Annotated in this window: 23 protein-coding genes and 1 other RNA gene; 4 read left to right on the top strand and 20 right to left on the bottom strand. The window is 34.6% G+C overall.

Annotated elements, in window-relative coordinates:
* The first annotated feature begins 63 nt into the window (after positions 1 to 63).
* Positions 64 to 381 carry a winged helix-turn-helix domain-containing protein gene (locus BN3326_RS13245; RefSeq protein WP_069999716.1) on the top strand — a complete coding sequence of 106 codons (318 nt, stop codon included), beginning with the start codon at positions 64 to 66 and terminating at the stop codon, positions 379 to 381.
* An 81-nt stretch (positions 382 to 462) separates the two neighbouring features.
* On the opposite strand, the gene BN3326_RS13240 is transcribed toward BN3326_RS13245, so the two are convergent.
* From BN3326_RS13240 to BN3326_RS13225, 5 genes are all read right to left on the bottom strand, one after another.
* Positions 463 to 864 carry an arsenate reductase ArsC gene (locus BN3326_RS13240; protein ID WP_069999715.1) on the bottom strand — a complete coding sequence of 134 codons (402 nt, stop codon included), beginning with the start codon at positions 862 to 864 and terminating at the stop codon, positions 463 to 465.
* A 110-nt stretch (positions 865 to 974) separates the two neighbouring features.
* Positions 975 to 2,834: a hypothetical protein gene (locus BN3326_RS13235; RefSeq protein WP_069999714.1), complete on the bottom strand. Its 1,860-nt coding sequence runs from the start codon at positions 2,832 to 2,834 to the stop codon at positions 975 to 977.
* A 37-nt stretch (positions 2,835 to 2,871) separates the two neighbouring features.
* Positions 2,872 to 2,994, bottom strand: coding sequence for a thioredoxin family protein (locus tag BN3326_RS21745; RefSeq protein ID WP_141722917.1), 123 nt, complete (start codon positions 2,992 to 2,994; stop codon positions 2,872 to 2,874).
* A 24-nt stretch (positions 2,995 to 3,018) separates the two neighbouring features.
* The gene (locus BN3326_RS13230) at positions 3,019 to 3,711 is read right to left on the bottom strand and encodes a cytochrome c biogenesis CcdA family protein (protein WP_242876000.1); all 693 of its coding nucleotides are present in this window, start codon (positions 3,709 to 3,711) and stop codon (positions 3,019 to 3,021) included.
* Positions 3,708 to 4,214, bottom strand: a complete 507-nt coding sequence (locus BN3326_RS13225; protein ID WP_083258711.1) for a thioredoxin family protein — start codon at positions 4,212 to 4,214, stop codon at positions 3,708 to 3,710. The genes BN3326_RS13230 and BN3326_RS13225 overlap by 4 nt, the downstream gene beginning before the upstream one ends.
* Positions 4,215 to 4,588: 374 nt before the next feature.
* Here BN3326_RS13225 and BN3326_RS13220 point away from each other — a divergent pair, with 374 nt between their 5' ends.
* Positions 4,589 to 5,437, top strand: a complete 849-nt coding sequence (locus BN3326_RS13220; protein ID WP_069999712.1) for a transglutaminase domain-containing protein — start codon at positions 4,589 to 4,591, stop codon at positions 5,435 to 5,437.
* 72 nt (positions 5,438 to 5,509) lie between these two features.
* Here the strand turns inward: BN3326_RS13220 and ffs are convergent.
* The 4 genes from ffs to BN3326_RS13200 form a co-directional block, all read right to left on the bottom strand.
* An RNA gene (gene ffs, locus BN3326_RS13215) (signal recognition particle sRNA large type) lies at positions 5,510 to 5,774 on the bottom strand.
* An 83-nt stretch (positions 5,775 to 5,857) separates the two neighbouring features.
* Positions 5,858 to 6,292: a hypothetical protein gene (locus tag BN3326_RS13210; RefSeq protein WP_069999711.1), complete on the bottom strand. Its 435-nt coding sequence runs from the start codon at positions 6,290 to 6,292 to the stop codon at positions 5,858 to 5,860.
* A gap of 16 nt (positions 6,293 to 6,308) precedes the next feature.
* Positions 6,309 to 6,776, bottom strand: coding sequence for a tRNA adenosine(34) deaminase TadA (tadA, locus tag BN3326_RS13205; RefSeq protein ID WP_069999710.1), 468 nt, complete (start codon positions 6,774 to 6,776; stop codon positions 6,309 to 6,311).
* Between the two features lie 29 nt (positions 6,777 to 6,805).
* Positions 6,806 to 7,789 (bottom strand): Gfo/Idh/MocA family protein, encoded by a 984-nt coding sequence (locus tag BN3326_RS13200; RefSeq protein ID WP_069999709.1) that lies wholly within the window; start codon positions 7,787 to 7,789, stop codon positions 6,806 to 6,808.
* Positions 7,790 to 7,957: 168 nt separating this feature from the next.
* Between BN3326_RS13200 and BN3326_RS13195 the strand changes: the two genes are divergently transcribed.
* Positions 7,958 to 9,385 carry a spore germination protein gene (locus BN3326_RS13195; protein WP_069999708.1) on the top strand — a complete coding sequence of 476 codons (1,428 nt, stop codon included), beginning with the start codon at positions 7,958 to 7,960 and terminating at the stop codon, positions 9,383 to 9,385.
* A gap of 62 nt (positions 9,386 to 9,447) precedes the next feature.
* Here BN3326_RS13195 and BN3326_RS13190 read toward each other — a convergent pair whose 3' ends face one another.
* From BN3326_RS13190 to BN3326_RS13150, 9 genes are all read right to left on the bottom strand, one after another.
* Positions 9,448 to 10,410, bottom strand: coding sequence for an ABC transporter permease (locus tag BN3326_RS13190; RefSeq protein ID WP_069999775.1), 963 nt, complete (start codon positions 10,408 to 10,410; stop codon positions 9,448 to 9,450).
* A 72-nt stretch (positions 10,411 to 10,482) separates the two neighbouring features.
* Positions 10,483 to 11,991 carry a sugar ABC transporter ATP-binding protein gene (locus BN3326_RS13185; protein ID WP_069999707.1) on the bottom strand — a complete coding sequence of 503 codons (1,509 nt, stop codon included), beginning with the start codon at positions 11,989 to 11,991 and terminating at the stop codon, positions 10,483 to 10,485.
* A 160-nt stretch (positions 11,992 to 12,151) separates the two neighbouring features.
* Positions 12,152 to 13,159, bottom strand: a complete 1,008-nt coding sequence (locus BN3326_RS13180) for a sugar ABC transporter substrate-binding protein (protein ID WP_069999706.1) — start codon at positions 13,157 to 13,159, stop codon at positions 12,152 to 12,154.
* A 127-nt stretch (positions 13,160 to 13,286) separates the two neighbouring features.
* The gene (locus BN3326_RS13175; RefSeq protein WP_069999705.1) at positions 13,287 to 14,624 is read right to left on the bottom strand and encodes an ABC transporter substrate-binding protein; all 1,338 of its coding nucleotides are present in this window, start codon (positions 14,622 to 14,624) and stop codon (positions 13,287 to 13,289) included.
* On the bottom strand, positions 14,621 to 15,298 hold the full coding sequence (locus BN3326_RS13170) for a response regulator transcription factor (RefSeq protein ID WP_069999704.1): 678 nt from the start codon (positions 15,296 to 15,298) through the stop codon (positions 14,621 to 14,623). Before BN3326_RS13170 ends, BN3326_RS13175 begins: the two co-directional genes overlap by 4 nt.
* Entirely contained in the window at positions 15,291 to 16,622 is a 1,332-nt protein-coding gene (locus BN3326_RS13165) for a sensor histidine kinase (RefSeq protein WP_069999703.1), read from the bottom strand. Before BN3326_RS13165 ends, BN3326_RS13170 begins: the two co-directional genes overlap by 8 nt.
* A gap of 203 nt (positions 16,623 to 16,825) precedes the next feature.
* Positions 16,826 to 17,371: a D-lyxose/D-mannose family sugar isomerase gene (locus BN3326_RS13160; protein ID WP_141722916.1), complete on the bottom strand. Its 546-nt coding sequence runs from the start codon at positions 17,369 to 17,371 to the stop codon at positions 16,826 to 16,828.
* Positions 17,372 to 17,408: 37 nt separating this feature from the next.
* Positions 17,409 to 18,410, bottom strand: coding sequence for a carbohydrate kinase family protein (locus BN3326_RS13155; RefSeq protein WP_069999702.1), 1,002 nt, complete (start codon positions 18,408 to 18,410; stop codon positions 17,409 to 17,411).
* Between the two features lie 13 nt (positions 18,411 to 18,423).
* A complete protein-coding gene (locus BN3326_RS13150; RefSeq protein WP_069999701.1) occupies positions 18,424 to 19,263 on the bottom strand; it encodes a class II fructose-bisphosphate aldolase in 840 nt (279 codons plus the stop codon).
* Between the two features lie 230 nt (positions 19,264 to 19,493).
* Between BN3326_RS13150 and BN3326_RS13145 the strand changes: the two genes are divergently transcribed.
* On the top strand, positions 19,494 to 20,255 hold the full coding sequence (locus BN3326_RS13145) for a DeoR/GlpR family DNA-binding transcription regulator (RefSeq protein ID WP_069999700.1): 762 nt from the start codon (positions 19,494 to 19,496) through the stop codon (positions 20,253 to 20,255).
* 120 nt (positions 20,256 to 20,375) lie between these two features.
* Here the strand turns inward: BN3326_RS13145 and BN3326_RS13140 are convergent, their stop codons facing one another.
* Complete coding sequence (locus BN3326_RS13140; protein ID WP_069999699.1) at positions 20,376 to 21,827, bottom strand: peptide chain release factor 1; 1,452 nt, start codon at positions 21,825 to 21,827, stop codon at positions 20,376 to 20,378.
* A 79-nt stretch (positions 21,828 to 21,906) separates the two neighbouring features.
* Entirely contained in the window at positions 21,907 to 24,498 is a 2,592-nt protein-coding gene (locus tag BN3326_RS13135; protein WP_069999698.1) for a PEP/pyruvate-binding domain-containing protein, read from the bottom strand.
* Positions 24,499 to 24,503 lie beyond the last annotated feature (5 nt).

Below are 24,503 nucleotides of genomic sequence, written 5' to 3'. Positions count from 1 at the left end.
ACGCTTACCTCTAACGCGTATATGATATTATATCAACACATCAACATATAAGGAGGTAATGATGTGTTTAGATCCTATCAAGTTATACGAGACCCTATTCACTTTCGACTAATGAACCTTTTAAGAAACAAAAGATTATCTGCAGATGACTTACAAAAGATTCTTAATATGCCAATAAACGAAATACGGCAACACCTAAAAAAACTTCATCAAATAGGTCTTATCAACTGTGATTTAACCTCACCACTTGATATGTGCCGTATAAATGATTCTTTTATAGAAGACAATCCATTTTTTTATGAAATGGCTCTTGCCCAAATGAATCAAAATCCGCTTTATCAGGACGATCTATTACGCCTGCAGCATTTGACTCAAGATTAAATACTATAACTCTTCTAACTATTAAAAGCACTTCCGATCTGAGTGGGAAGTGCCTTTAATCCTGATAAACTTTCTATTTATTTAAATTTCATTATGTTTAATACGTTTGATTAACTCTTCTACCTTATGTTTAATGAGCTGACTTGTCTCTCTATAATCTTCTACTGGCCCGCCAGACGGATCTGTAAGCCCCCAATCTTCTCTATGTTTACAAGGTACATATGGACAAGCTACATTACACCCCATCGTAATAAGGATATCAAGTTCAGCTGGAATATCACTTAATAATTTAGGACGATGACTGCTCATATCTACACCTGCTTCTTCCATCGCTTGTACAGCTAAAGGCTTAACTTCCGGATAATCTTCTGTCCCTGCTGAATAAGCCTCTAACACATCACTTCCTAGCTTTTTGGCCCACCCTTCTGCCATTTGAGAGCGGCAGGAATTATGCACACATATAAACCCAACTACTTTTTTCATAAGTAACACCCCGTTTCTTCTTTTAACTTACTATTTCTTTAATAGTAAGTATCTATACACATTATACTTATTTTATAATAAGGTCCTTTACTAAAAGTTCTATTTATGAATTAATTTTGATTAAGTGAATGATTTCTTGCTGCTATAATGCCTTTAATATTAACATTTTGCTTTTGCATAACAAATTCCCATGATCTTTTTTGATCTTCTATAAACAATTTATCTTTTACAACATCTATGCTCGTCGAAATGGCCTTTGAAAGCCGTCCAAAAAAGCTTGACTTCTCTTCTTTTACTACTATTGGTGCATTCATATGATCTTCATATTGAATAGCTTTTTCTAAATGCTTACTATGTTGTTTTATAAGTTTTTCACTAGATGCCTGAATCCATCTAATCTTTTCTTCTTTTACTTTCTCCGTACGAATACAGGCTGATTGAATTTGATGAATAACTTGTTCTATATGTAAAGGTGTTAGAAATAAATAGGTTTCAAATATCTTTTCAATAAAAGCTCTATCTTGATTTTCTATAATAAGCTCTCGTTTTGCTTCTAGATCTTTCACCTTATTTTCTATAATCCAGATTGTTCTTAATTCTATCGATTTAATATTCTCTAAAGCTTGATTAAGTTCTATTTCTGTCTCTAACTCAGTTAAATTAAACTTTATATCCATATAAGCTTGATCTGCATCTTGAATAGCTTGTTGAATTCTCTGCTCTAACTGTTTTTGATATTTTTCATTTAAGCAAGTAGTGATATTTGCATGAATCAGACATTCGAGCCCTTCGAGTAAAATTTCTTCTTTTTCTTCTGAAATCCCGGCTAGAATTCTTTTAATTATACTAAGCTCTTCTGCTGCCTTTTTTGCTTCGTCTCTTGTAGAAAATTCTATTTCGTCTACTGTACGAATCTTTCTATCATGTTCAGTTAAAATATCAGCCATTTCATCTAGATATATCTTAATATCTTCTACCCCTAAAAATTTACTATATTGAATAAACTTTTCTCGAGATTCTAACGTAGATTGTTCTGTATCTACTGACAAAGCTTTGTAATATTGATCAACAAGTTTGTTCTTATAATAAGTCATGTCCAGTCCTAAAAGTTGTGTCAATCTATCAACTTCACCTTTTTCATCACCATACTCTTTAATAATAAACTCATATACTTTATAGTGATAGGGATTAAGCGTTATAATTTCTTCTAAAATACCTGCTTGCTGTTCTTTATCAATAATTCCTTTACTATAATTATTAAATAAAGCTTGTGCTTTTTCACTGTTGGGCTGTGTCACATAACAACCTATTGTAATTCTTTTGTCTCTTAATGCGTCAATTAGAGCGTAGTGCACTTTATAACAGTTATTCATAACACCATCAGCCAAAGTTTGTAATGTGCCGGTGTCTTTAAATAATTTTGATTTGTCGCTCTTTGCAATAGCTGAACTAATTGCTTTTCCCCCTAAATTTACAAGACCATGTACTGCTCCTGTTGCAAGGTTTACAGCTCCAGCTTGTGTTGCACCTACAAGGGCGCCACTTAACCCAAAACCTCCACCTTGCCATTTTCCTCTATTATGTCTTCTCGCTGTGCGATATTCATCCAAATCTTGCTGTTCTAAAACAATTGCCATATACTTATCTTCAACTTTTTGATACTCCTCTTCCCAATCAAAATATTTATCAAAGTACTTATTGACAAAAACTTTTTCATCAATATCAAAAACACCTTGCTGCGCTAAGATATTTATTGCCTCTTCTACTGACTTCTGAATATAGACACACCCTAAATCAAATACCTCTTGTACTACATCTTCAATCTTTTGATATTTTTTTCTATAGTCTTCTTCAAAATTCGCTTGCCACTTCCCAGATAAATCTTTGAAATGTAATTTTAGGTCATTATAGGCTAACATCTCATCCGTTAATAAAATTTCACTGTAATTAATATTAAATTGTTTACTCATCATGTCCCCCATTATGTTTATAGTTTAGTTTAGACAATTAGTTAATTAGTTTATTTTTTTCAATCTCAGCCTGAACATTTAACGTTTTAAGCGCCTCTTTTGTGTTTTCTGCAAGTAGCGTGAGATTTTTGCAGCCTGAACCTAAAATTTTAATACGCATAAGCATTCTCTCCCTATCAAGTATTTAAAATCCTAAATAAAACATATAAAATCCTATAGCTAGAATAAGAACTCCCATTACTATCTTAATTATTCGGTTAAATTTCCCATACTTATTACTGGACGTAAGCTTTTTAACAAACCCAACTGAGGTTCCGGCTATTAGTACGAGGGTACTGTGACCTATCGCATATAATAAAAGAAGCATAACACCCCATATAAGACTCCCTTTTTGGGCTACAAGTGCTAAAAGCACAATCAGTATCGGTGTCGCACAAGGCGAAGAAAAGATGCCTCCAAGAACCCCTGCACTAAATGCTCCTAAATAGCCTTTTCTCGTACTTTTGGACATTAAGTACGTCGATGGAATAAACTCATAAATCTCCAAAATTTGGAGTGCCATAAGTGTCATCAAAATACCTAATAGAATATACCACCATGAGGCAGATCTCCCCATGAGTTTTCCGATTATTGAAGCTATTGTTCCAAGTACTGTAAACGTTATAGCTGACCCCGCAGCAAAAGTTAAGGATAATCTAAAAGCTCTCTTGGTATCATTGCCTCCAGTTCCACCGACATAACCTATAACAAGAGGTATACTTGAAAGACAGCAAGGTGAAAAAGAAGTTATTACACCTGCAGCAAGCGCCATAATAGGGGCAATCCACACATTAGACATGATCATTTCCGATATATACTGCAGCAATGTTTCTATCACTCTATGCCCATCTCCTTTATCACCTGTATAAATTCTTCTTTACTTAGAGGCCCTTCATGTGCTGTATATACATGATCTGTTGTTTCTTTTTTTGAATATAATATAAATTTATCCTGATTATTCTCAGGGGTAAGTGGTGTGCCGTCTGCATTAAAGAAAAATTGAGTTGGAATAACTCTTAAGGGAAAATCTTTAGCCGCCTCTGTATTTTTCCAAACATCTACGAACTTTATAAGCACTTTTCCCTGATATGTCTCATGCACTTCTTCTAAAACGGGTGCCATTTCTCTGCAAGGCTGACATCCATCTGAGCCAAAAGCAATAATAATAGGCAGTCCATAAGATTTGAGCTGCTCCATATCAAAATTCTCTGTAGCATCTAATGCAAATTCAGAACTATCAGATGCTGTTTTAGTATTATTAGACGTATTATTTTTGTAAAACCAAATACTTATAATCGCCAGCACTACTATAATAGGTACAATCTTTTTATAATTTTTCATCACGCTATCCTCCTTCATCTTATAACTATAGCCTTTCGAATTCTACTCTCATTTGTCCATTCTCTGCCATCTTGAACTCTTATTATACTATAAAATTATGTTATTTAAATAAATATCCAAATAAATTAAACACATAGCCTATAAAAACAATGCCACTTGCAACAATCCCAACAAATACACCTACTAAACTTCTACATTAAGTATGCTTCACATATAGATATTTGTCTATATGTAGAGTATAGAAAGTTTAAAATATAGAATTTACAATTATAAGTATCATAAGTTATACTAAGATAAAAATCTAAAAACGTCATACGCATTTATAACATTATAGAATAACTACATCTTATAGGTCTGCACAAGGAGGTTGAAGGATGAATAAACTAAAAATAAAAGTTATTGTACTAACCCTATTGCTTTCTCTGGTTATAAGCCCAACAGTTTATGCAAAAAATTATACCGCAAAAAATTTTAAAGAGTATACCGAATTTCTTTTAAGGGGAATGTCTGATTATAAAGAGGTTATTACAATTCATTACTTAGGTAATGAGAAATTTTTAAAAACAGAGATTGGCTCTCAATTACATAAACTTTATAATGAGTCTGCTCAAAATTTATCTACTTTTGACAAACAAAATATTTACAGTATAAGAATGCTTTCAGCAGAACAGCCAGTAGGAAAAAAACAACTCCTACGGATTGCACAGTATGAAATTCAGTATAAGAACTCTGCTCAAGAACTGCAAGAAGTTGATCTTATCGTTAATGATGTTCTCAAACAAATAACTGCTGCATGTCAAAATGACTACAAAACTATAGAAGCTATTTATAACTATGTGCTTAAAACCTATCGTTATGAAAAAATGGCCGTAGATGACACGGATACTGAAAATATCCTTTTAGAAAGAAATCTTTTGAATGGATTAAAAGGAACTAATGGAGTTGTATGCGATGCGTATGTTATGCTTCTTTCTAAAATGCTTACCGCCAAAGAAATCGAAAATGTAATCGTAATGGGCACAGCTTATGGTGAGCTCCATGTCTGGAATAAAGTTAAACTTAATGGCAATTGGTACAACATCGATCCTACTTGGGGCGATTCGATCTATTCAGAAAACAAAGCCAAATATTTCCTCACCTCCGATCAAGTTCTGCTACATAACGGACGTGTTTGGCATGAAAGTGACTATCCTGCTTCTCCAAATAGCTATACTATTTATTAACCCATACTTAAAAGTAGCACAAAAAGAGCTATTCTTAAAAAGAATAGCTCTTATCATATTTTAAATTAGAATCCGTGCACTTCGCTTCGACAATAACCTATGCGCGTTACCTTAGTAGTTAACTCAAGCCAGGCACCCTTACGGCACATAGACGGTCTTACTTAGTGCTGCTTCCTTCCGGACCTGACACGGTTCATAAGTGCCTATTGCGTAAGACCCAATTATCATCGCCACTTGCTAAGGGCAGAGCCGCACAAGTTATTGCCTCAGTCGAAGCATCACCCCTGCTACAGCGGGTTGCAGGTACAGGGCACCGCTACCTCCCCGGCTAGCACGGAAATTGTTTGACATCTATAGATGTCGCATCTATTAGTATACAGCGTTTCATGCTATATGTCAACGGGATCTATATTACCATTATTATCCTAAAATTTTCTTTAACTCACCATAATGCTGGTCTGCTATATTTTTCATCATTTGAATAGTAGTTCCTAATATTAAATTGGCATTAAATGTATTTTCATCTCCATTAAAAAACATGGATGTCATAACATGATGATCTTTAGTAAGTACATATTTGAGCGTCGGATACTGTAAATTAAAATCATTTAGGCAGTTAAGTACTACCTCCCTTTTATCCGCTGGAACCTCTTCTATTAATAAAGTTTGAACTCCTACGTATATTGAATCATCTATATTAATAACGACTTGTTTATGCTCTCCAAGCATTGGGTAAGCTGTTCTAAAAAGAATCGTATTTTCTGTTTCGTCTTCTTTAAATAATTTAACCATGTCTGTTTCTATCATAAAATCTCTTAGAAGTCTTGCTTTCTTGTGTCTTGGATAAGTTGCCATTGTTTTCCCCCATGATTTATAAAATATTGTTTTTATTTCTCATCTGTCTAAAATAATTTTTAATAAGCATACTGCAATCTTCTTTGCACACATCTTCTATTATTTCACACTGATGGTTAAGTTCACTCATTTGTAAAATATTAATGACTGAGCCTGCGCATCCAGCCTTAGGGCTTCTTGTCCCAAATACTACTCTTTGTACCCTGGCTTGTACAATAGCACCCGCACACATTGGACAGGGTTCAAGTGTAATATACATCGTACACTCTTCAAGCCGCCAGTCTCCAATAACGCTGCACGCCTCATTAATAGCGATCATTTCTGCGTGGGCTAGTGCGTTCTTTTCTGTATTTCTTCTGTTATAGCCTCTTCCTATTATCTTTCCTTGATATACAACAACCGCTCCGATGGGGGTTTCATCAAGTTCATAAGCTTTTCTGGCTTCTAGTAAAGCTTCTTGCATAAATAATAAATCTTCATTCATTATGTCACCTTTAATAGCTTCTCGTCTATTTATTCTATAGAATATTTAACGCCAATAATATTTCTAATGGCATCAAGTGTTTGAGTAATTTCCAAGCTTTCTTGCAAACGCATTCTATCACTCTCTGTTTTACTTGCCGTTAAGCAATTTATAACTTCTTCTAATTCAAAATTATAGCCTAGTTCTTTACTTTGATCTACAAAGTGCTCTATTAGTTTACCCTCACTGTTATAGAGATATGCAAGCTTTCCATACCACGCCCCCGGCAGATGAATATAGCCATTTTCACCAATAATATACGCATTTCTTGGTGTACATAAGTTAATCGAAGCGTTCAGCTGTGCCATCTGCCCTTTGCCATAGATAAACTGCATAGCAATTGTCTCATCTACCCCCTGCTCCGTTAAGACGGCTTTGGCTTCTATATGATCTGGCTGCTTGCCAAAGATGAAGGAAGCTAAAGAAACTGGATAAATGCCAACATCTAACAAAGCACCTCCCCCAAGCGCTTTTTGAAACCTAATATCATCCTGACTTTCACTTTTAAAACCAAAATCACCTTGAAACATTTTAATATTTCCTATTTTTCCTTCATCTATCCACGCTTTTGCCCTATTGATGCTTGGCAAATATCTTGTCCACATGGCCTCCATTAAAAATACATTTTTATCTTGCGCTATTTGTATCATCTCTTGTACTTCTTGCACATTTAAAGCAAAGGGCTTTTCGCAAATGACTGCTTTACCTGCCTCAAGGCATAGTATGACATGCTCTTTATGAAGTGAATTTGGCGTAGAAATATAGATAATATCTACATTTTCATCGTTAACCAATTCTTCATACGAGCCATAGCTGCATGCCATGTCATATTCTTGTGCAAACGTTTCTGCGGACTCTAAATTTCTAGCCGCTGCTGCATAAAGCTTAGCACTTTGAACACATTTAGCATCTGATGCAAACTTTCTAGCAATTCTGCTTGCTCCTAAAAAACCAATATTAAATTGTTTTGTCATACTTAACCTCCTATTGTTTTCTCTCTTAAATTATATAATGTATTGGTTAATCTTTCCATAGTTAAATTTGTTGTTTTAATAATCTGTTTTTAGAAACACTATTCTTCTTGGTATATTTTGATAAAATCTAGGAAATCTATTATTAATTATAGAAATGGTGGTGAGAGAGTGAACCTAACTAACAACTTAGAAGATAATCTTCTAAAGCTTAAGTCTGCATTAAAAGTAGGAGAAAGTTTCGACATTATTGAAAGAATTATTAATATACATGGTACTAAATTTTATTTATATTATTTAGACGGGTTTGTAAAAGATCTCAATCTTGAACATGCGCGCCGCGACTTATATAATTTCAAAAAAGAAGACTTTGACAGCATCACTTCTATGAAGGATCTTGCTGAAAAGGCACTTAGTTCTATTGAAGTTGCAACAGAACGCGATCTAGGTCAGATCGTTACCTTAATTCTATCTGGTCAAACAGCTTTTTTAGGTCCCAATTTTGATGAAGCCCTTCTTTTAGATTTTAGAACCTATGTCGCAAGAGGTACCGAAGAACCAGCAAAAGAAAGAGTCCTAAGAGGTGCACATGATGGCTTTGTAGAGACTATTGTATTTAATACAGCTCTTATTCGCAGACGTATTCGCGACCCTCACCTTATATTTAAGATGTATAGTGTTGGAAAAGTATCAAAAACCGATGTTGCTGTAGGCTTTATGCGTAATAAGGTTGATACAAAAACACTCGCTAAGGTTCAGGAATATCTGGAAACCTTAAGTGTAGATGCGCTTACCTTAGGGGATCAAAGTCTTGTTGAAGCCATTCACTCTAAATCTTGGCTTAATCCATTTCCAAAGGTGCGTTACACTGAAAGACCTGATATTGCTGCTGCGCATATTGCCGAGGGCAAAGTGGTTGTACTTGTAGATAATACCCCTACAGCGCTTATCCTGCCTACTAATATATTTGACTTTATGCAAACCGTAGATGACTATTATATGCCTGTTCTTACAGGCAATTATCTGCGGCTTATACGTTATATCATTTTTATCGTCAACTTAATGCTTACTCCTGTATTTGTACTCTTAATGCAGAATCCTGATTGGCTCCCAGCTGGGCTAAACTTTTTATTTCCTGGAGAGCCTTACAACATTCCTATATTTGTGCAGTTTCTGCTGCTTGAAATAGGTATTGATGGTCTTATGCTGGCCTCAGTAAGTACCCCTGATGTACTTGGAACTTCCTTGTCAATTATCGGTGGTCTTATTCTGGGAGATTATGCTGTTAAAACGGGCTGGCTTATTCCTCAAGCTATTCTTTATATGGCGGTTGTTGCCTTATCCAGCTTTGCCCAGCCTAGCATAGAATTAACCTACGCCCTAAAATTCTGCCGTATGCTTTTCTTGCTATTAACAGGCCTTTTAGGCACACCAGGCTTCATTATAGCTGCCATTATCACACTTTTAACTATTGGCTTTACTAAAACTTTCACTGCTCAGTCCTATATCTATCCACTTATTCCCTTTAACTGGAATGCCCTTAGTCACCTGCTTTTTAGAACAAGGCTAGGTGTCAAACAGTCTGTTAAAAAAAATTAGTATTCAAATAACAAAGGACTATAAATGCTGCTCACGCTATAGCATTTATAGTCCTTTTATTATTAAATTTTTGATTTTTGCTTTTTAATATAGTCTACATAAACAGCTATCAGAATAACAACTCCCTTTACAATGTATTGCCAAAAAGAGTTAACATTCATTAAGTTAAGGCCATTGTTGAGTACGCCAATAACTAATCCACCAATCACTGTTCCACCAATTTTCCCTATACCTCCGCTCATACTTGTTCCTCCAAGTACAACAGCTGCAATAGCATCCATCTCTGCGCCATCTCCTGCTGTAGGCTGACCCGAAAACATACGTGATGCAAGAACAATACCTGCAATGGAAGCTAAAAAACCACTGAATGTATAGGCAAAAAATAAAACCCTATTAATTTTAATCCCCGAAAACTTAGCTGCTTGTCTGTTGCCTCCAACTGCATAGATATGTCTTCCTAATCGGCTTTTATTCATAATAAGTGCACATATAATTAAAATAATAACGAGATAAATAATAGGAGTTGGAATCTGACCTACGTATCCTGCTCCTATAAAATTGAAGTTATCTGACATAACTCTAATAGGTTGCCCCCCTGTATAAAGGTATGCTGCCCCACGGGCAATATTCATTGTAGCGAGTGTCACAATAAAAGGTGGTATAGTTGTTTTAGCTACGATCATCCCATTAAATGCACCTACTAAAAGCCCCGATAACAAGCCAAAAATAATGGCTGCAGGTACAGGGAAATTATTAAAAGCAATAAGTCCTCCTGTTACAACGCCTGATAAAGCGATAACAGATCCTACTGATAAATCAATACCTCCTAGGATAATAATCATTGTCATTGCGCAGGCAAGATAAAGATTGGTAGACGTTTGTCTAAGGACATTTAACAAATTCTTTTGTGTTAAAAATACAGGTGATATAAATGAAAGAATAATACATAGTATTAAAAATCCTATAAGTATGCCTAAATTCTCTTTTACAAATTCTAAACAGCCTTCTAAAAATCCTACAAACATATTACTAGACTTATGCGTTTTGATAGCAGGTGCGTTATTTGGTGATATCATTTTTGTATTCCCTCCATTCTACTAACTGCTTTTTAAAGTATCTTCTTGTATTGTTGCTAAATGCATAATCTTTTCTTGACTAAGTCCACTTCTGTCCAAACACCCTGTAATTCTTCCATTACACATAACAACTACTCTATCACTCATATTAATAACTTCTGGAAGCTCTGAAGAAATCATAATAATAGATACCCCATTTTTAACCAACTCGTTCATAATGGCATAAATTTCTGCTTTTGCTCCGACATCTACCCCCCGGGTAGGTTCATCTAATATAAGGATTTTAGGCTGGGTAGCAAGCCATCTTCCTATTACAATTTTCTGCTGGTTCCCCCCGCTTAGATGCCCCGCCAACTGATTTAAATGAGGGGTTTTAACGGACATCCCTTCTACATATTTATGAGCTATTTCATTTTCTTTGTTTATATTAACAAAAATACCTTTAATAAACTGCTCCAACACTTTTATAGTCATATTAAACTTGACACTTCTTTGTAAAAATAAAGCTTCTTCTTTCCGGTTTTCAGGTATCAAGCCTATACCATAACCAATAGCATCATTAGGATTTTTAATAGCAACTTTTCTTCCATTAACCCATATTTCTCCTAAAGTTATTGGGTCAATGCCAAATATGCATTTCATAACTTCACTACGCCCTGCTCCTACTAATCCTGCAAAACCTAGTATTTCACCTTTTTTTAGTTCAAAGTTGATATCCTTTAGAAAACCAGCGTTTAGGTTTTTAACATCTAAAACTGTTTCTGATGGATTATTATAAGTTCTGGTATAGTAATGAGTCAGTTCCCGCCCTACCATCATAGCAATAAGTTCATCATTAGTAGTTTCACTAGTCATTTTGGTACCTATATATTCTCCATCACGCATAACCGTTACACGGTCTGTAATCTCCATTAACTCAGACATTCTATGGGAAATATAAATAATACCTACACCTTGAGATTTTAAACGTTTAATCGTTTCGAACAGATGAGATACTTCTTTTTCTGAAAGTGAAGAAGTGGGCTCATCCATAACAATAATTCTGGCATTAAAAGAAATGGCCTTAATAATTTCTACCATCTGTTGGTTCGCTGTTGTCAGACTGCCTACTTTAGCAGTTGCTTTAATATCTAATCCAAATGCATTTAAAAGTTCCTCTGTTTTTCTAATCATGTCTTGCTTATTTACAAAACGCACAGCATTAATACTTTCTCTTCCCAGAAATATATTTTCAGCAACGGTCATATAAGGAACAAGAACCAATTCCTGGTGTATAATACTAATCCCATTAGCTTGTGCATCTTTTACACTATGGATAGCTACTTGTTTTCCTTCAACAAATATTTCACCTTGATCTATAGTATAAATCCCCCCTAATATTTTAATCAATGTAGATTTTCCGGCTCCGTTTTCTCCTAATAGTGCATGTACTTCTCCTGCTCTTAAATCAAAATCTACACTTTTAAGGGCATACACACCCGGAAATTGCTTATCTATGCCTTTCATTACAAGCAGCGTATTGTTCTCCACTCATCTCACCCTCCTTTTATAGATGCATGATAGTTCAAGAAAGTGTGCAAAAAACGCACACGCTTATGAAATAGAAAAGTTTGGTCCCTTGTAAGCAAGACGCACTTTCCTATTGCAAAATAAGAAGGCAGGCACGAAAGCCTGCCTTTACTTTACAGTTTTATTGCCACCCATCTGTACCATATTTTGCTACGTTATCTTTATTAATTAAGAATGTTTCAACTGGAATATCTTTTTCATAAGATTCGCCATTAAGTACTTTATAAGCTAAGTTTACTGATTCAACTCCTATTGAAATAGGTGATTGAGCCCCAGAACCTGTAAACTGACCACCAGAAGCAATTTCTGCTTTAGCTTCTGGAGAACCATCTACCCCATAAATAAGAATATCTGGAAGATTAGCTGCTTTACATGCTGCCAATGCTCCAAGAGCCGTAGGGTCATTTCCACCCATAATAGCTACAATATCTGGATTGGCTTGAAGAATATCTTCAGATATTTTAAGTGAAGTCTGAAGGTCTCCTCTAGCATCTTGTTGTGCTACAATTTCAAACCCCTTACCTTCAATAGCGGACATAAACCCTTCAATCCTGTCATTAACAGAATTCATAGTTGGTGAATCAAGGATAACAATTTTACCGCCATTTGGAAATCTTTTTACAAGGTCTTCCCCACATACTTTACCTGCATTTTTATTATCAGAACCTGCATATGCTGTTACAAAATCCATATCTTTAACACGTGTATCAAAGTTAATAATTGGAATATTAGCTTGTTTTAAAGCCTCAAGAGCTGGCCTTATCCCTTCCCAGTCAACTGGATTAAGATAAATAGCATCAATGCCTTGTGTAATCATATCTTCTATTTGATTAATTTGCTTAGCTACATCCATAGCTGGATCTGTTGTAATAAGTACGTCTCCATTAGCTTCTACTTTTTCTCTGATTGCTTTTTCAAGTGTAATGAAGAAAGGGTTGTTCATAGTCATACAGGTATAACCAAACTTATACTGCTTCTTGCTTTCAGTCTTTGTTTCTGCTGGCTTTGCTTCTGCTGTTTTTGCAGCAGGCTCAGCTGATTCTGCTGCTGTAGGCTGAGCGCCTGAACAACCTGCAAAAACTGTTAACATCATAACAGCTGATAAAATAATTGATAAGGTCTTTTTCATTGTAATCCCCCTTTAATATGTAAATATAGTTTTATTCTATTCTTTAACTCAAAAAAAAATAATTACAATTTGTCACAGTTTACAAGTGACATTTGTCACCTATCTTATGACAAAATAAATGCTTGGCCTAAAAATCTCTTTGGGATTCATCTAAAGCATGTTGGATGTCTTCTTTTAACTCTTTTATGCCTATACGCGTATCACTATCTTGTGCAATAATTTGAAAAATTTTCTGATCCATAACACTCTTAAGCTGTCTATAAAGTTTAAACCTAGGAATGATATAAGACTTGCCTATAATATCATTGAGAAATACTCCATTAACTACCTTATTTTGTAGTATTTCTGGGTGATCTGAGGCATAGATTTCTTCTACTAATTCTTTATTTGTTGATAAAGCATAGGTATCATCCCACACCTTTTGCTGCACTGCCTCATTTTGAGTAATAAACTTAATAAACTCATAGGCAAGTTTTTTGGAGTCAGATCTGGAACTCATGCCAATTTGGACAGTATAAAGTTTAGATGAACTTTCCCCATAGGGTCCTTTAGGAAACGGAATAGCTTCCCACTTAAAACTTTCATATTTTAATATGCGGTAAGGATAAGTTCCGTAAGCTCTATATTCTGGTAAAGTAAAGGTTTTAAAAGCAACTTGACCCTTATCAAAATAACTTTCTTTGATAATAGTTCCTCTATTAAGCCCATACATTTTCTTCATAAATTCAATACTTTCATAAAGTCGCTCATCATCAAAAGCCATTTTACTTCCATTGTTAGTAAATAGGTAGTGATCATTGGTATAAAAAGCATGCTCCCACTCATATCCATAGACACCAAATTGATCTAATACCCCATCTTTATCTAAATCTTTAGTTACTCTTTTACAAATATTATAGAAATGCTCCCATGTCCAGTTATCTGGATTTATCGTAATGTTTTCTTTTTCAAGTAAAGTTTTATTAACTACCATAAAAGAGGGGGCTATTTGAAAAGGTAAAGTATACTGGCTGCCTTCATATTGCCCCGCTTGTAAGGCCTTAGCATAAAAGTATTCTTCTTTAAATTCAGCATCCTTTTGTATGTACGGGGATAAATCTTCGAATAATCCAATAGAAGCATAAGTACTAAAATCTTCTTCTAATACTAAAAAAACATCTGGCTCTACCCCTCTTAATACTTGTCCTGCAAACCATTCTGAATAATGCTGAATCAGCATGCCAGTTTTATAGTGGATACGTACATCAAGGTCTTTATAGGCTTCTTCAAAAAGCTCAGCCGCTTCATCATAAATTTTATACGTATGTTTTTGAGGGACCCCCCAGCTGTTCCCCGAATAGAGTGCAACATTGAGTACCATAGATTTTTCAGTATGTGCTTGTACCCAAAGCCCAACCATTATTAGTAGTCCAATAATGACTAAAAAACCTATCATCCTTTTATACTTCTTCTCATTTTTTTTCATGCCTTATCCTCTATATCTTTTAACATAATACTAGATTGAACTGCAAAAATAGCGATCTGCGTACGATCTCTTAGATTTAATTTTCTTAAAATACTGCTAATATAGTTCCTTACCGTCCCCTCACTAAAATTTAACGCCTGAGTAATTTCTTTATTAGATAGCCCTCTGCCAATAAGCTGAATAATTCTGATTTCATTATTAGATAAGGATTCTACATCTTGCCCCTCCACTTTACTGACAACACTTGATTTTGCAAGCTTACCAAAAAGCGAGAATACTTTTTTAATGATCTCTGGATCAATAGATGCGCCATTATTATAGACTGTTAGGATAGCCTTTACTAATTCATCTTTAGATATTCCCTTTAATAAAAAGCCATCTGCACCATTTTTTAAAGACTCATAAATATATTCATCATCATCAAAAGTGGTAAGAACAATAATTTTAGTATTTCTATAAAACTCTTTAATCATTTTGATACATTCAATGCCATCTACCTCTGGCATGCGAATATCCATTAAAATGACATCTGGTTTATAAGCCCTTGTTAAAACTATTGCCTCTCTTCCATTTGATGCTGAGCCTACTATTTCAATATTCTCTGTTACATTAAGTATAAGTGTAAGGCTTTCCCTGATTAATTCTTGATCATCTACAATTAAAACTTTAATCATATGCATTCCCCCATCTTATTGGAATAACTACATGTGTTGCAAACCCTTCACTTTCTCTAGTATTAAATATTACTTGTCCATTCAGCATATGAACTCTTTCTTCTATATGCGTTAACCCAAACCCTTTCTCTATAGCATCACATCCTATCCCATCATCTTTTATAAGCAAATCAAGCTCATGGTATGTAAAAGACAGTTGTACAGTAATATAGGCTGCTTTTCCGTGCCGTATGGCATTTGTAAGACTTTCTTGAATAATCCTATAAATAGTCTGTTCTTCATCATCTTTCATTTTAAGAACCTGCCCTGTAATCTCAAGGTTAATATGTGCAGAGGACAAAGTATTAAGTTCTTCTATAAGATTTTCTATTGCTGGTATAAAATCATATTTCTGAATGGTATCTATTTTAAGTTCTCTTACAGAACGTCTAACATCAACTAACCCCTTCTGCCCTATTTCTCGTATTTTAAATAGCTGTTTTTTTGCAATCTCTAAGTCTATATCTAATAAACTTATACAAGCATCTAAGCCTGTTATAATACTCGTTAAAGAGTGTCCTAATATATCATGGATTTCCCTTGCTAGGCGATTTCGCTCTTTCATTTTAGCCATCTGTGCCGATTCTTCAGTTAATACTTCTAATTTTTTATTAGCAACATTTAGTTCTTCTACTTTTTCAATAAGCATGTTATTCAATGCTATATATTGCTTATTTTCAGTTATCTTATTTTGTATAAGCAGTGAGAAAAAGATTATAAAAAAAACTTGATTAAGAGAGTCCAAAATATTTTTAATACCATACAAATATAACCTGGCTCCTGTATTATAAAAATTAATATAATCCTGAAAAGAAACTACGTTTGTCTTTACCGTCATCATGTCGTAGTCCAATAAAATAAAGCTCCCAAGAGCAATAGCTAAAAAGAATATTTTAGCCCCTAGGTTTGGAATATACAAAAAAATACTCGCTATAAGAATGAGGTAAAGCCCGGTATAACTAAAGTTAATAGAATATGTAATGAATCCACAGAGTAAAATATCTCCTATAAATAGTACAATAAGAAACCAACTAGCATTTTGACTCACATAACCTTTCAATAAATTAGACAGACCTAGGAGAACAAAACACCCCATAGCATATACTGGAACTTTCCAAGGTATCATCGGCAGGTACTTAGCTTCTTCTAGAAATGACCTTGCCCTAAAACTGTCACATATCTCATGTGAGGTACTGTAAATAATAAGTGCTATAAAAGTAATAATAATAAAATTAATAACATACATTGACCAATGCAAATATTTAACACTCGACCACTTACTCATGTAATCATCTCCTAATGTAACTAGCATTAAAGTGAATTATTTTAGGATAGTTTCTATTTCTAATCTATTATACCAAAATTAATCGTATTTTATATTATTATTTAATAAAATCTAATAATTATAGATATTTCTAAATTAGTAATAAATTAAAGCCTCATCATTAGTTCATATCAGAACTTAATGATAAGGCTTTCTCTTACACTCTATTCATTTATTACAGGAATACGCTGTATCTCTGAATCTGTAAAAATGTCTAATTCATCTGTGCTCGCAGTGGAAAACTCTGATATAACAGCTCCTTCTTCTCCACCTTGAAACCAATGAAGCGTATTAGGTGCTAAGGTATACTGCTCTCCAGGATTTAACTCTATCTCATTAAAAACAGTATAGGCATGTTCTTTCCCCTTAGGAATAACTGCCTTAATATTTTGAGTGGGTTCTCCTTCAACATAAAGATATACTTTTCCAAAACGGCATCTAAAGGTTTCTTCTTTACCTGATCGATCTCCAATATTTGGATGTCTATGTTCTGGGCATGTTTGATAAGGAATAAGTACTAGCTCTTTTGCGCAGCATCTATCCGTATTAACATAAGTAAGAAGCTGTAAACCAGTTGTTTCTAATTGCCCAAGTCCCAAATCAGCTACTTCAATTCTTTTTTTCTCTTCTTCTGTAAGTACTATACCTGCTTTATTAAAATAGTTTATAGTAATTTGTTGATACTTCTCAAATTGCTCCTTTGATATCATCTAACCATCCCCCATCTAATATAGTATCATTCATTTATTAATGATATAAATTGTAAAGTTGTTTGATAGTCTCTATTGGCTTCATACCGGACACCGAGTCGCTACATGCAAGATTTGCTGCCGCCGCCGCGCAGGCAATTTGAAGACATTCTTCTATACCATACTGTTTATAAATGCCATAAAGCATCCCCGCACAAAACGCATCTCCAGCGCCTACACTCCCTTTAATATACCCACATGGCAGTTGCAAGGCTGGTACATCATAAAATGCACCTTCACGAGTCATAGCCCATCCGCCTTCTGGTGCATGAATGACTACTAAATCTTTGACACCTAAATCTAAAAGTTCCTTACAAATAGCCTTAATATGTTCTCTATCAATCGTGTCATCTTCTTTTCTTGGTGTAATAGATACTGTTCTGCCTCCTTCTATCTCATTTGCAATAAAATAGTTACAATACTTTAAGCTTGGCCTGACAACCTTTTCAAAACGTTCACTATCCTCACTTACGAGATCTATAGAAGTTTTTATACCTGTTTTTTGAATCCTATGAAGTACCCTTGCCATAACCGTTCCATATTCCGCATCTTCCCTATCAAATCGATCCAATAGCAGTGCATAGCCTATATGAAAAATATCCGCCGTGATAGTTTCAAAGGGAATATCTTGTTCACTCAAAACAGCATTAGCACCTCTTGCATGAAAAAAAGTTCTTTCTCCCGATTCTTTAACTGTCATTACATCTGAGAATGAAGTCATTTCCTTATCCCATTCTTTAACGCAGGTTATATCAATTCCCAGATTTTCAAGAAAGTTCATAAGGTACCTACCATTCTCATCTCTCCCCACAGCGCCTATACACTTTAGAGGAATACTTGAGTCAATAATCGCTAAATTAGATAGTGTATTAGCAGCACATCCGCCAACTCCTCTTGTAACATGCGTTATATTAGCGAGCATACCTTTTTTAGGATAGTTGTCAATCATTTTTACATAATCAACAAGTAAGTTCCCTGCTACAATTATTCCCTTCTCCATTTTCTTCACCTCTTTATGCTCGGTTTGAACCGCCAAATAACCTTATTTTAGATGCTACTTCAGCTTTAATAGCTTCCATTGTTAAGTTAATAAGATCGGGATAACTTGTTTTTTTGGGTCTGTCTGCAATAGCATTTAAAGCTGCTATTGACATATCTGTAAAAACATTCACCTTGCTGATTCCATTCTCAATACAATTTCTAAAATCATCATCTGATAATCCTGAACCTCCATGTAATACTAAAGGTGCACTTACTACATTGTGGATATCCCTAAGTCTATTGATATCCAGTTTAGGCTTAACCTTGTATTCTCCATGAGCGGTACCAATAGCTACTGCTAAAGCATCAATCCCTGTTCTTTGAACAAACTCGCCAGCTTCTTCTATTTTTGTATAATAGGTTTCATGTCCATCTTCATTGCCGCCTTCTGCTCCCCCCACATGACCAAGCTCTGCTTCAACCGAAATACCTAATGTATGAGCTATTTTTACAATTTCCCTGGTCTTTTCAATATTTTCTTCATAAGATAATGTTGAACCATCATACATAATAGATGTAAACCCTGACTGCATAGCCTTTAAAATAAGTTCAAAACTCATTCCATGGTCAAGATGAACCGCTACCGGCACCTTTGCCTCCTTTGCAAACTTAACCATAATCGGTGCTAAAGTATTTAAATCTCCATAAGGGATATGTACCTCTGCAAGAGCAATAATTACAGGTGAGTTTTCCTCTTCTGCTGCCCCAATAACTGCTCTAGCCATTTCTAGATTAACAGTATTAAACATCCCCACACCATATTTATTTTCCTTAGCATCTTTTAATATATCTGCCAGTGTTACAATTGCCATATTTACTTCCCCCTTTTCATAATATCATTTATTGTTATTATGATAAATTATATGTTTATTATATCATTATATGTTATATAATCAAACATTAATTGTTATATTTTTATTTATAATGTTATTTCATTGCTATTATATGTTATATTTTAAGTTTATTCTTTATTTATTAAATTTTTTTTGATATACTTCTTTTATAAACTCACAAATATACACATACCAAGGAGGACGCTTATTTGAAACAGACAAGACGCGATTTCATTTTAGAGGAACTTAATAAACATAATGAACTACGTATTAGTGAGCTGATTGCTCTGCTTCCTGATGTCTCTGAGATGACGATTCGACGTGACTTAGATTTTTTAGCTAAAAAAGGCTTTTTAGTAAGGACTCATGGAGGTGCTAAACTTCTCCCCTCATCACCTGATTCTGCCTATGATTTTGATACAAGAGCAACACTTAATAAAACTTCAAAATCTATTATTGCTAAGCAGGCCCTTTCTTTTATAGATAACGAGTGTTCTATATTTTTTGATGCAGGAAGTACAACGCTTGAGCTCGCCCAAAATATTTCAAATCTTAAAATTCACGGAATTACTAATGCACCGAATGTAGGTATTGAACTTCTAAAAAACCCAAATGCCCAAGTTATTTTGCTAGGAGGTATTCTTAATAAATCAACCCTTTCTGTTGCAGGTGCTATACCATTGCAAGAATTAGATCACTTAAATATTGATATCGCCTTTATTGCTGCTAGTGGCTTTTCTTTAACAAGTGGTTTTACTAATGCTTATTCTGATGAATGCAGCTTAAAGCAAAAAGTAATTAATATGGCTAAACACGTTATTATTTTGCTAGATATATCAAAACTCAATCGTGTCTTGCCCTTCACATTTGCCCGTGTTGGAGATGTTCATACTATTATCCTTAATCAAAAACCTCCTCAAGATATCCTCGAGCATATTCACACACAAAATGTTCAACTTATTTATCCTTAATAACTAAAAAGCACTTATATATCTTTAATAGCAATGAAGAAAGGTATTTTCTTCAAGCAATTAGATTACATAAGTGCTTTTTTATATCTCTTATTTTTTTAACCCTATTTTTAGCTTATATTATAGATCTCTCATACTTACATTGCCTATTCCAAGCATATTTTTAATCTCTACTATTTTACTCCCTATCTTTTTAGTCAACCCTTCTCTTTCCTTATGAAGATTTTCTAAAGCTAATTCATTCTCCTCATAGCCTGTTTCTTTTTTTACGCTTTCTACTTGAGTTTGAAGCTTAGCTGTTTCATTGGTGAGACTTTCTAATTCATCTACTTTTAGCCCCCTGCTGCGGCTTAATGTACTGATACGTTCTAAATTGCCTTTTGGTACTTCTATGTAGTGCGGATACTCATTGCCTTTAGGATTTACTTTCGTGCCATTTAAATAAACATCTACATAGTATACGCCTTCTTGATAAAACTCTGTTGTACTTAACTTAAGAATATACTTCTGGCTGGACGATTTATAGTTGCCAAATAGGTTTTTTCTTGGAACTGAAGCCTCATACTCCCCATTTCCATAGGCTTTATCAATATAAAATGCCATATGTGCATAGTCTGTAAGCTTTTCAAGCTCTTGCTCTAAGTCAGATACTTCATACTTTAGTGCATTAATTGCTTTTTGGTTTGATTCTAAAAGCTTTAGTTTATCTCCAATTTCTACCTCTATCATTTCTTTTTTATTCTTAAGATCGACTTCTTGTTCACTTAAGCGTTTATACTGACTACGCATGAGCTGAATCTGAGCATAATGATTAGTAAATCCTGCATATTCTTCACCTGTTAAAACTTTACTTTTATTTAAAAATTCGACCCACGTATTAAGTACATCTAAATCAACTGGTTTAGTTTTAAGTTCTTTAAATAAAAGTAATTTTGCAGCTTCTGGTTCAAGCTTACTAAATATTTGACTCTTTTTTGTCTCTCCCTCTTCTCCCTCCAGCGTTAATATATTATATAAATCAAACTGGAATTGATCTAAGGGCAATTGTTTTGGATAAACAGTTAGTATTTGATAGAGTGTATCTATAAACTCATTAGTTATAGCCGGTTTATCTCCAAAATAGTAAAATAATTCTTGATCGAGTTTACTTACATCTACTCGCTTGAGATAATCTTGAGCTATACTATTTCCTAAATCTTGCATAAGTATTTGGATAACCACTTTATGATCTTTGAAAAGTATTTTTTTGCTGTTATACGCTTTTATAACATCATATTGCCTATCTGCATTAAGTTCTTCTAGACTTTCTTCAAGAAAATCGAGGCTTTCCTCTGATGCATCCTCAAGAAGATAGTCTATTCCCTTCTTAAAATACCAACTATCTTGTCTCGCTTCATTTTTTATATCTTTACTTATCAGCCTGATAACATTTGCAGTATCCTCTTTTATATAAGCGTGCATAAACGTGATGACGTGCATATTAGCTGCCAGCACTCCCATACTTAATGCCACTACGACTCCAAAAATCCAAAGCCATTTGTATCGTTTAAGTTCTTCTTTTATTTTTTCCATATGTACTTCCTCATATCCTTAATCATTTATTATTGCACTTTATTTCATTATACTGCATATAGAATTACACTTACAGACTTTATTCAACATTTTTATACGACATACATACGGTCTTATGCGTTATTGTATCTGACATGAGTGTAAGACTCATGTTTCTCACATCATATACTTTAATAATGGCTTCAAACTCTTCGCTATTAGGTATAATCTCTCTATAAATATTTTTGGTTTTTTCTAAGAGCTCAGGCTGATAGTAATTTGTGCTGTTATTTTTTATAATGGCTGCATAAAAAATATCTGTCTCAACTAAGTCCTGGAAAAAATGACTGCCATATGAAAGCTCTGGCATAATATCTACCCCTTCATAAGGCACTTCACATAAAACTTTAATATAGCTGATTTCTGCAAACTTCACAGGAACGCCAAGTTCCGGCGAACTCGTTCCCCACCGGCCCGGCCCTATAAGCATAACAACTTGTTTGTTTTTCTTTGCCCAAAAGTTAATTTGTCCTATTATTCTTGCAACACTATATTTTATATGAAGTGGAGCATGATAATAGTTATGCATGTCAATCACTGCTACCTGATCTATCTTTTGAAAAATCGGCCCCCCCATCGTTGCATTTGTGAGTTCAAACAGTGCCTTTTGGCGCTCTATCTGGGGCAGTGTAATATTTTTACCAAGGCCTTTTACTTGCAGCGGTCTGCACTGCAGTAAATTGACAACATATTCTCCTTGGTCAGAGATATTAATCGTAAATTCAATGTCTACAGGATAGTTATAGGTGCTTTGCAAAATATGCATCATCTCTTTAAGATGGCTTACTATTTCTTGCTTCTTAAGTATTTTATCGCAGGTTATAGCAAAAACCTCTTCTCTTCTGCCAAGTTCCCTAAGCCTTGCTTCAGCCTCATAATCATTTTCCAGCAATGCATTTTTTACCCACTGCGGCACCTTTTGACTCAAAGCCTTAATACCTATTGTATCTAATTTACCTTCAGTAAGATTAATAACATCTATATAGTGCTGTGAAAATTTATATTTCTCTTCTGTACTCATCGCTGTAGTCATTTCTGGTCTATCAAGTGCAGCTACTCTTGGATAATCCCCATCAGTTCTGTCAACAGCTCTTGTTCCAAGTCCAAATACAACTCTTACCATACCAGCCTTAGGATCAATATCTTTATGCCATACATAAGCATTATAAGAGTGGCCTACCCCACCAACACAGGGCATAAAGATATCCTCAAACCTTGAACCAGATACCCTTTGAACCAAAATTGCCATTTGTTCATCTTGTTCCCCCATACCCCTTTGCTTACGATATACAAGGGCTGATTCATCCATAGCACTTGCGTAAACTTTCTTCACAGCCTTTTCAAAAGCCTTAAGTCTCTCTTCTAACGTCCCTGTATTTGCACAAAAAACGGATTCATACTTGCCTGCAAAAGCATTGCCAAATCCATCTTCTAATAAGCTGCTTGAGCGTACTATAATTGGATTCTGCCCATAATACTCTAAGAGTCTCCTAAACTGCTCCCTTATACTTTCTGCGAAATGTCCGTCTAAGATTTTTTCCTGGAGCCTCTTTGCTGCTGTAAAATACCCTTCTTTTGTTCTTTGAGCTATTCTTAACCTCCACCAGCCGTTCTGTACAATAAAAGTATAAAATACGTCAGCCCCTATATAAAAAGAGTCATGGGGCTCCATAAACAGCCCTAAAGCCGGTAGATGATTTTCTACTATTTTGCGGGCTAAAAGCATCCCTACCGCTTTTCCGCCTATAGACCCTGTACCTACCATTCTTTCTTTGATATTAAAAAAATCGCTTATAGTTAGCTCATTTTTTACAAGCTCAATAATTTTCTTATCTTTTCCTATAAACATCTTACAGAGTTTTTTTAATATAAGGTGCTTATCACCAACACCGCCTCGAAGCTCCACATTTGTTTTGATAAAAAAATTATCCCAATTATCAAGCGCTTTTTCATTTTGCCCATTATAACTCTCAGACATAATAAAATAAAACTTGCTGGCACTTATGCCATCAACTAACGGTTCTAATCTTATACCTAATTTATCTTTAAAAACATGGGGCAGAAACATTGTTGAACTGTATCTATTAAAAACTTTTAATGGATGTATAAACATATCTTGATTCTTACTGTAAATATCTATAAATAGCTGCGTAGTCTCCCTTATCTTGGCAATGGATGCGTAAGAATGCCTGTTCCTAAGCAAAGCAAAATATGCCACAGTATCCATTTCATACAAATAAGGACACGTTACTTGAAAGAAATTACTCATCATAAGATCTGTAGCCCATACAGCCTGTAGTTCCGAAAGACAGTCAAAAACATAGAATGCTTCTTTACCTTCTTCGGTAATAATCTCATTTACTTTTACGGTAAAGCCTTCAAAACCTGGTTCACTATCAAGTTTTATAATTTTAGCACCAAGATCCTCTTCTAAGATGGCTTCATGTTCAGCAAAACGAATGTAAATGATCTTTCTTTGTTCTAAGAGTGCCTGTTTAGCAAAAGATACTGCCACATATTTATACGCTTTAATATCAGAAACCTGCCATACTACATTGTCACCGATTCTAATAGAATGCAGGGCCTTATCTATGCCTTCAATACCTGAGTTAATCTTATCAAACGTTCCCATATACA

The sequence above is a fragment of the Cellulosilyticum sp. I15G10I2 genome (assembly GCF_900095725.1).
GTDB lineage: Bacteria > Bacillota > Clostridia > Lachnospirales > Cellulosilyticaceae > FMMP01.
Note: the sequence above shows the minus strand (reverse complement) of the source record. Positions and strands in the feature narration are given on the sequence as shown.

Coding starts and splice junctions, on each gene's coding strand:
- BN3326_RS13240 (WP_069999715.1), bottom strand. CDS start 864: ATGAAAAAAGTAGTTGGGTTTATATGTGTGCATAATTCCTGCCGCTCT.
- BN3326_RS13235 (WP_069999714.1), bottom strand. CDS start 2,834: ATGAGTAAACAATTTAATATTAATTACAGTGAAATTTTATTAACGGAT.
- BN3326_RS21745 (WP_141722917.1), bottom strand. CDS start 2,994: ATGCGTATTAAAATTTTAGGTTCAGGCTGCAAAAATCTCACGCTACTT.
- BN3326_RS13225 (WP_083258711.1), bottom strand. CDS start 4,214: ATGAAAAATTATAAAAAGATTGTACCTATTATAGTAGTGCTGGCGATT.
- BN3326_RS13220 (WP_069999712.1), top strand. CDS start 4,589: ATGAATAAACTAAAAATAAAAGTTATTGTACTAACCCTATTGCTTTCT.
- BN3326_RS13210 (WP_069999711.1), bottom strand. CDS start 6,292: ATGGCAACTTATCCAAGACACAAGAAAGCAAGACTTCTAAGAGATTTT.
- tadA (WP_069999710.1), bottom strand. CDS start 6,776: ATGAATGAAGATTTATTATTTATGCAAGAAGCTTTACTAGAAGCCAGA.
- BN3326_RS13200 (WP_069999709.1), bottom strand. CDS start 7,789: ATGACAAAACAATTTAATATTGGTTTTTTAGGAGCAAGCAGAATTGCT.
- BN3326_RS13190 (WP_069999775.1), bottom strand. CDS start 10,410: ATGTTTGTAGGATTTTTAGAAGGCTGTTTAGAATTTGTAAAAGAGAAT.
- BN3326_RS13180 (WP_069999706.1), bottom strand. CDS start 13,159: ATGAAAAAGACCTTATCAATTATTTTATCAGCTGTTATGATGTTAACA.
- BN3326_RS13175 (WP_069999705.1), bottom strand. CDS start 14,624: ATGAAAAAAAATGAGAAGAAGTATAAAAGGATGATAGGTTTTTTAGTC.
- BN3326_RS13170 (WP_069999704.1), bottom strand. CDS start 15,298: ATGATTAAAGTTTTAATTGTAGATGATCAAGAATTAATCAGGGAAAGC.
- BN3326_RS13165 (WP_069999703.1), bottom strand. CDS start 16,622: ATGAGTAAGTGGTCGAGTGTTAAATATTTGCATTGGTCAATGTATGTT.
- BN3326_RS13160 (WP_141722916.1), bottom strand. CDS start 17,371: ATGATATCAAAGGAGCAATTTGAGAAGTATCAACAAATTACTATAAAC.
- BN3326_RS13155 (WP_069999702.1), bottom strand. CDS start 18,410: ATGGAGAAGGGAATAATTGTAGCAGGGAACTTACTTGTTGATTATGTA.
- BN3326_RS13150 (WP_069999701.1), bottom strand. CDS start 19,263: ATGGCAATTGTAACACTGGCAGATATATTAAAAGATGCTAAGGAAAAT.
- BN3326_RS13140 (WP_069999699.1), bottom strand. CDS start 21,827: ATGGAAAAAATAAAAGAAGAACTTAAACGATACAAATGGCTTTGGATT.
- BN3326_RS13135 (WP_069999698.1), bottom strand. CDS start 24,498: ATGGGAACGTTTGATAAGATTAACTCAGGTATTGAAGGCATAGATAAG.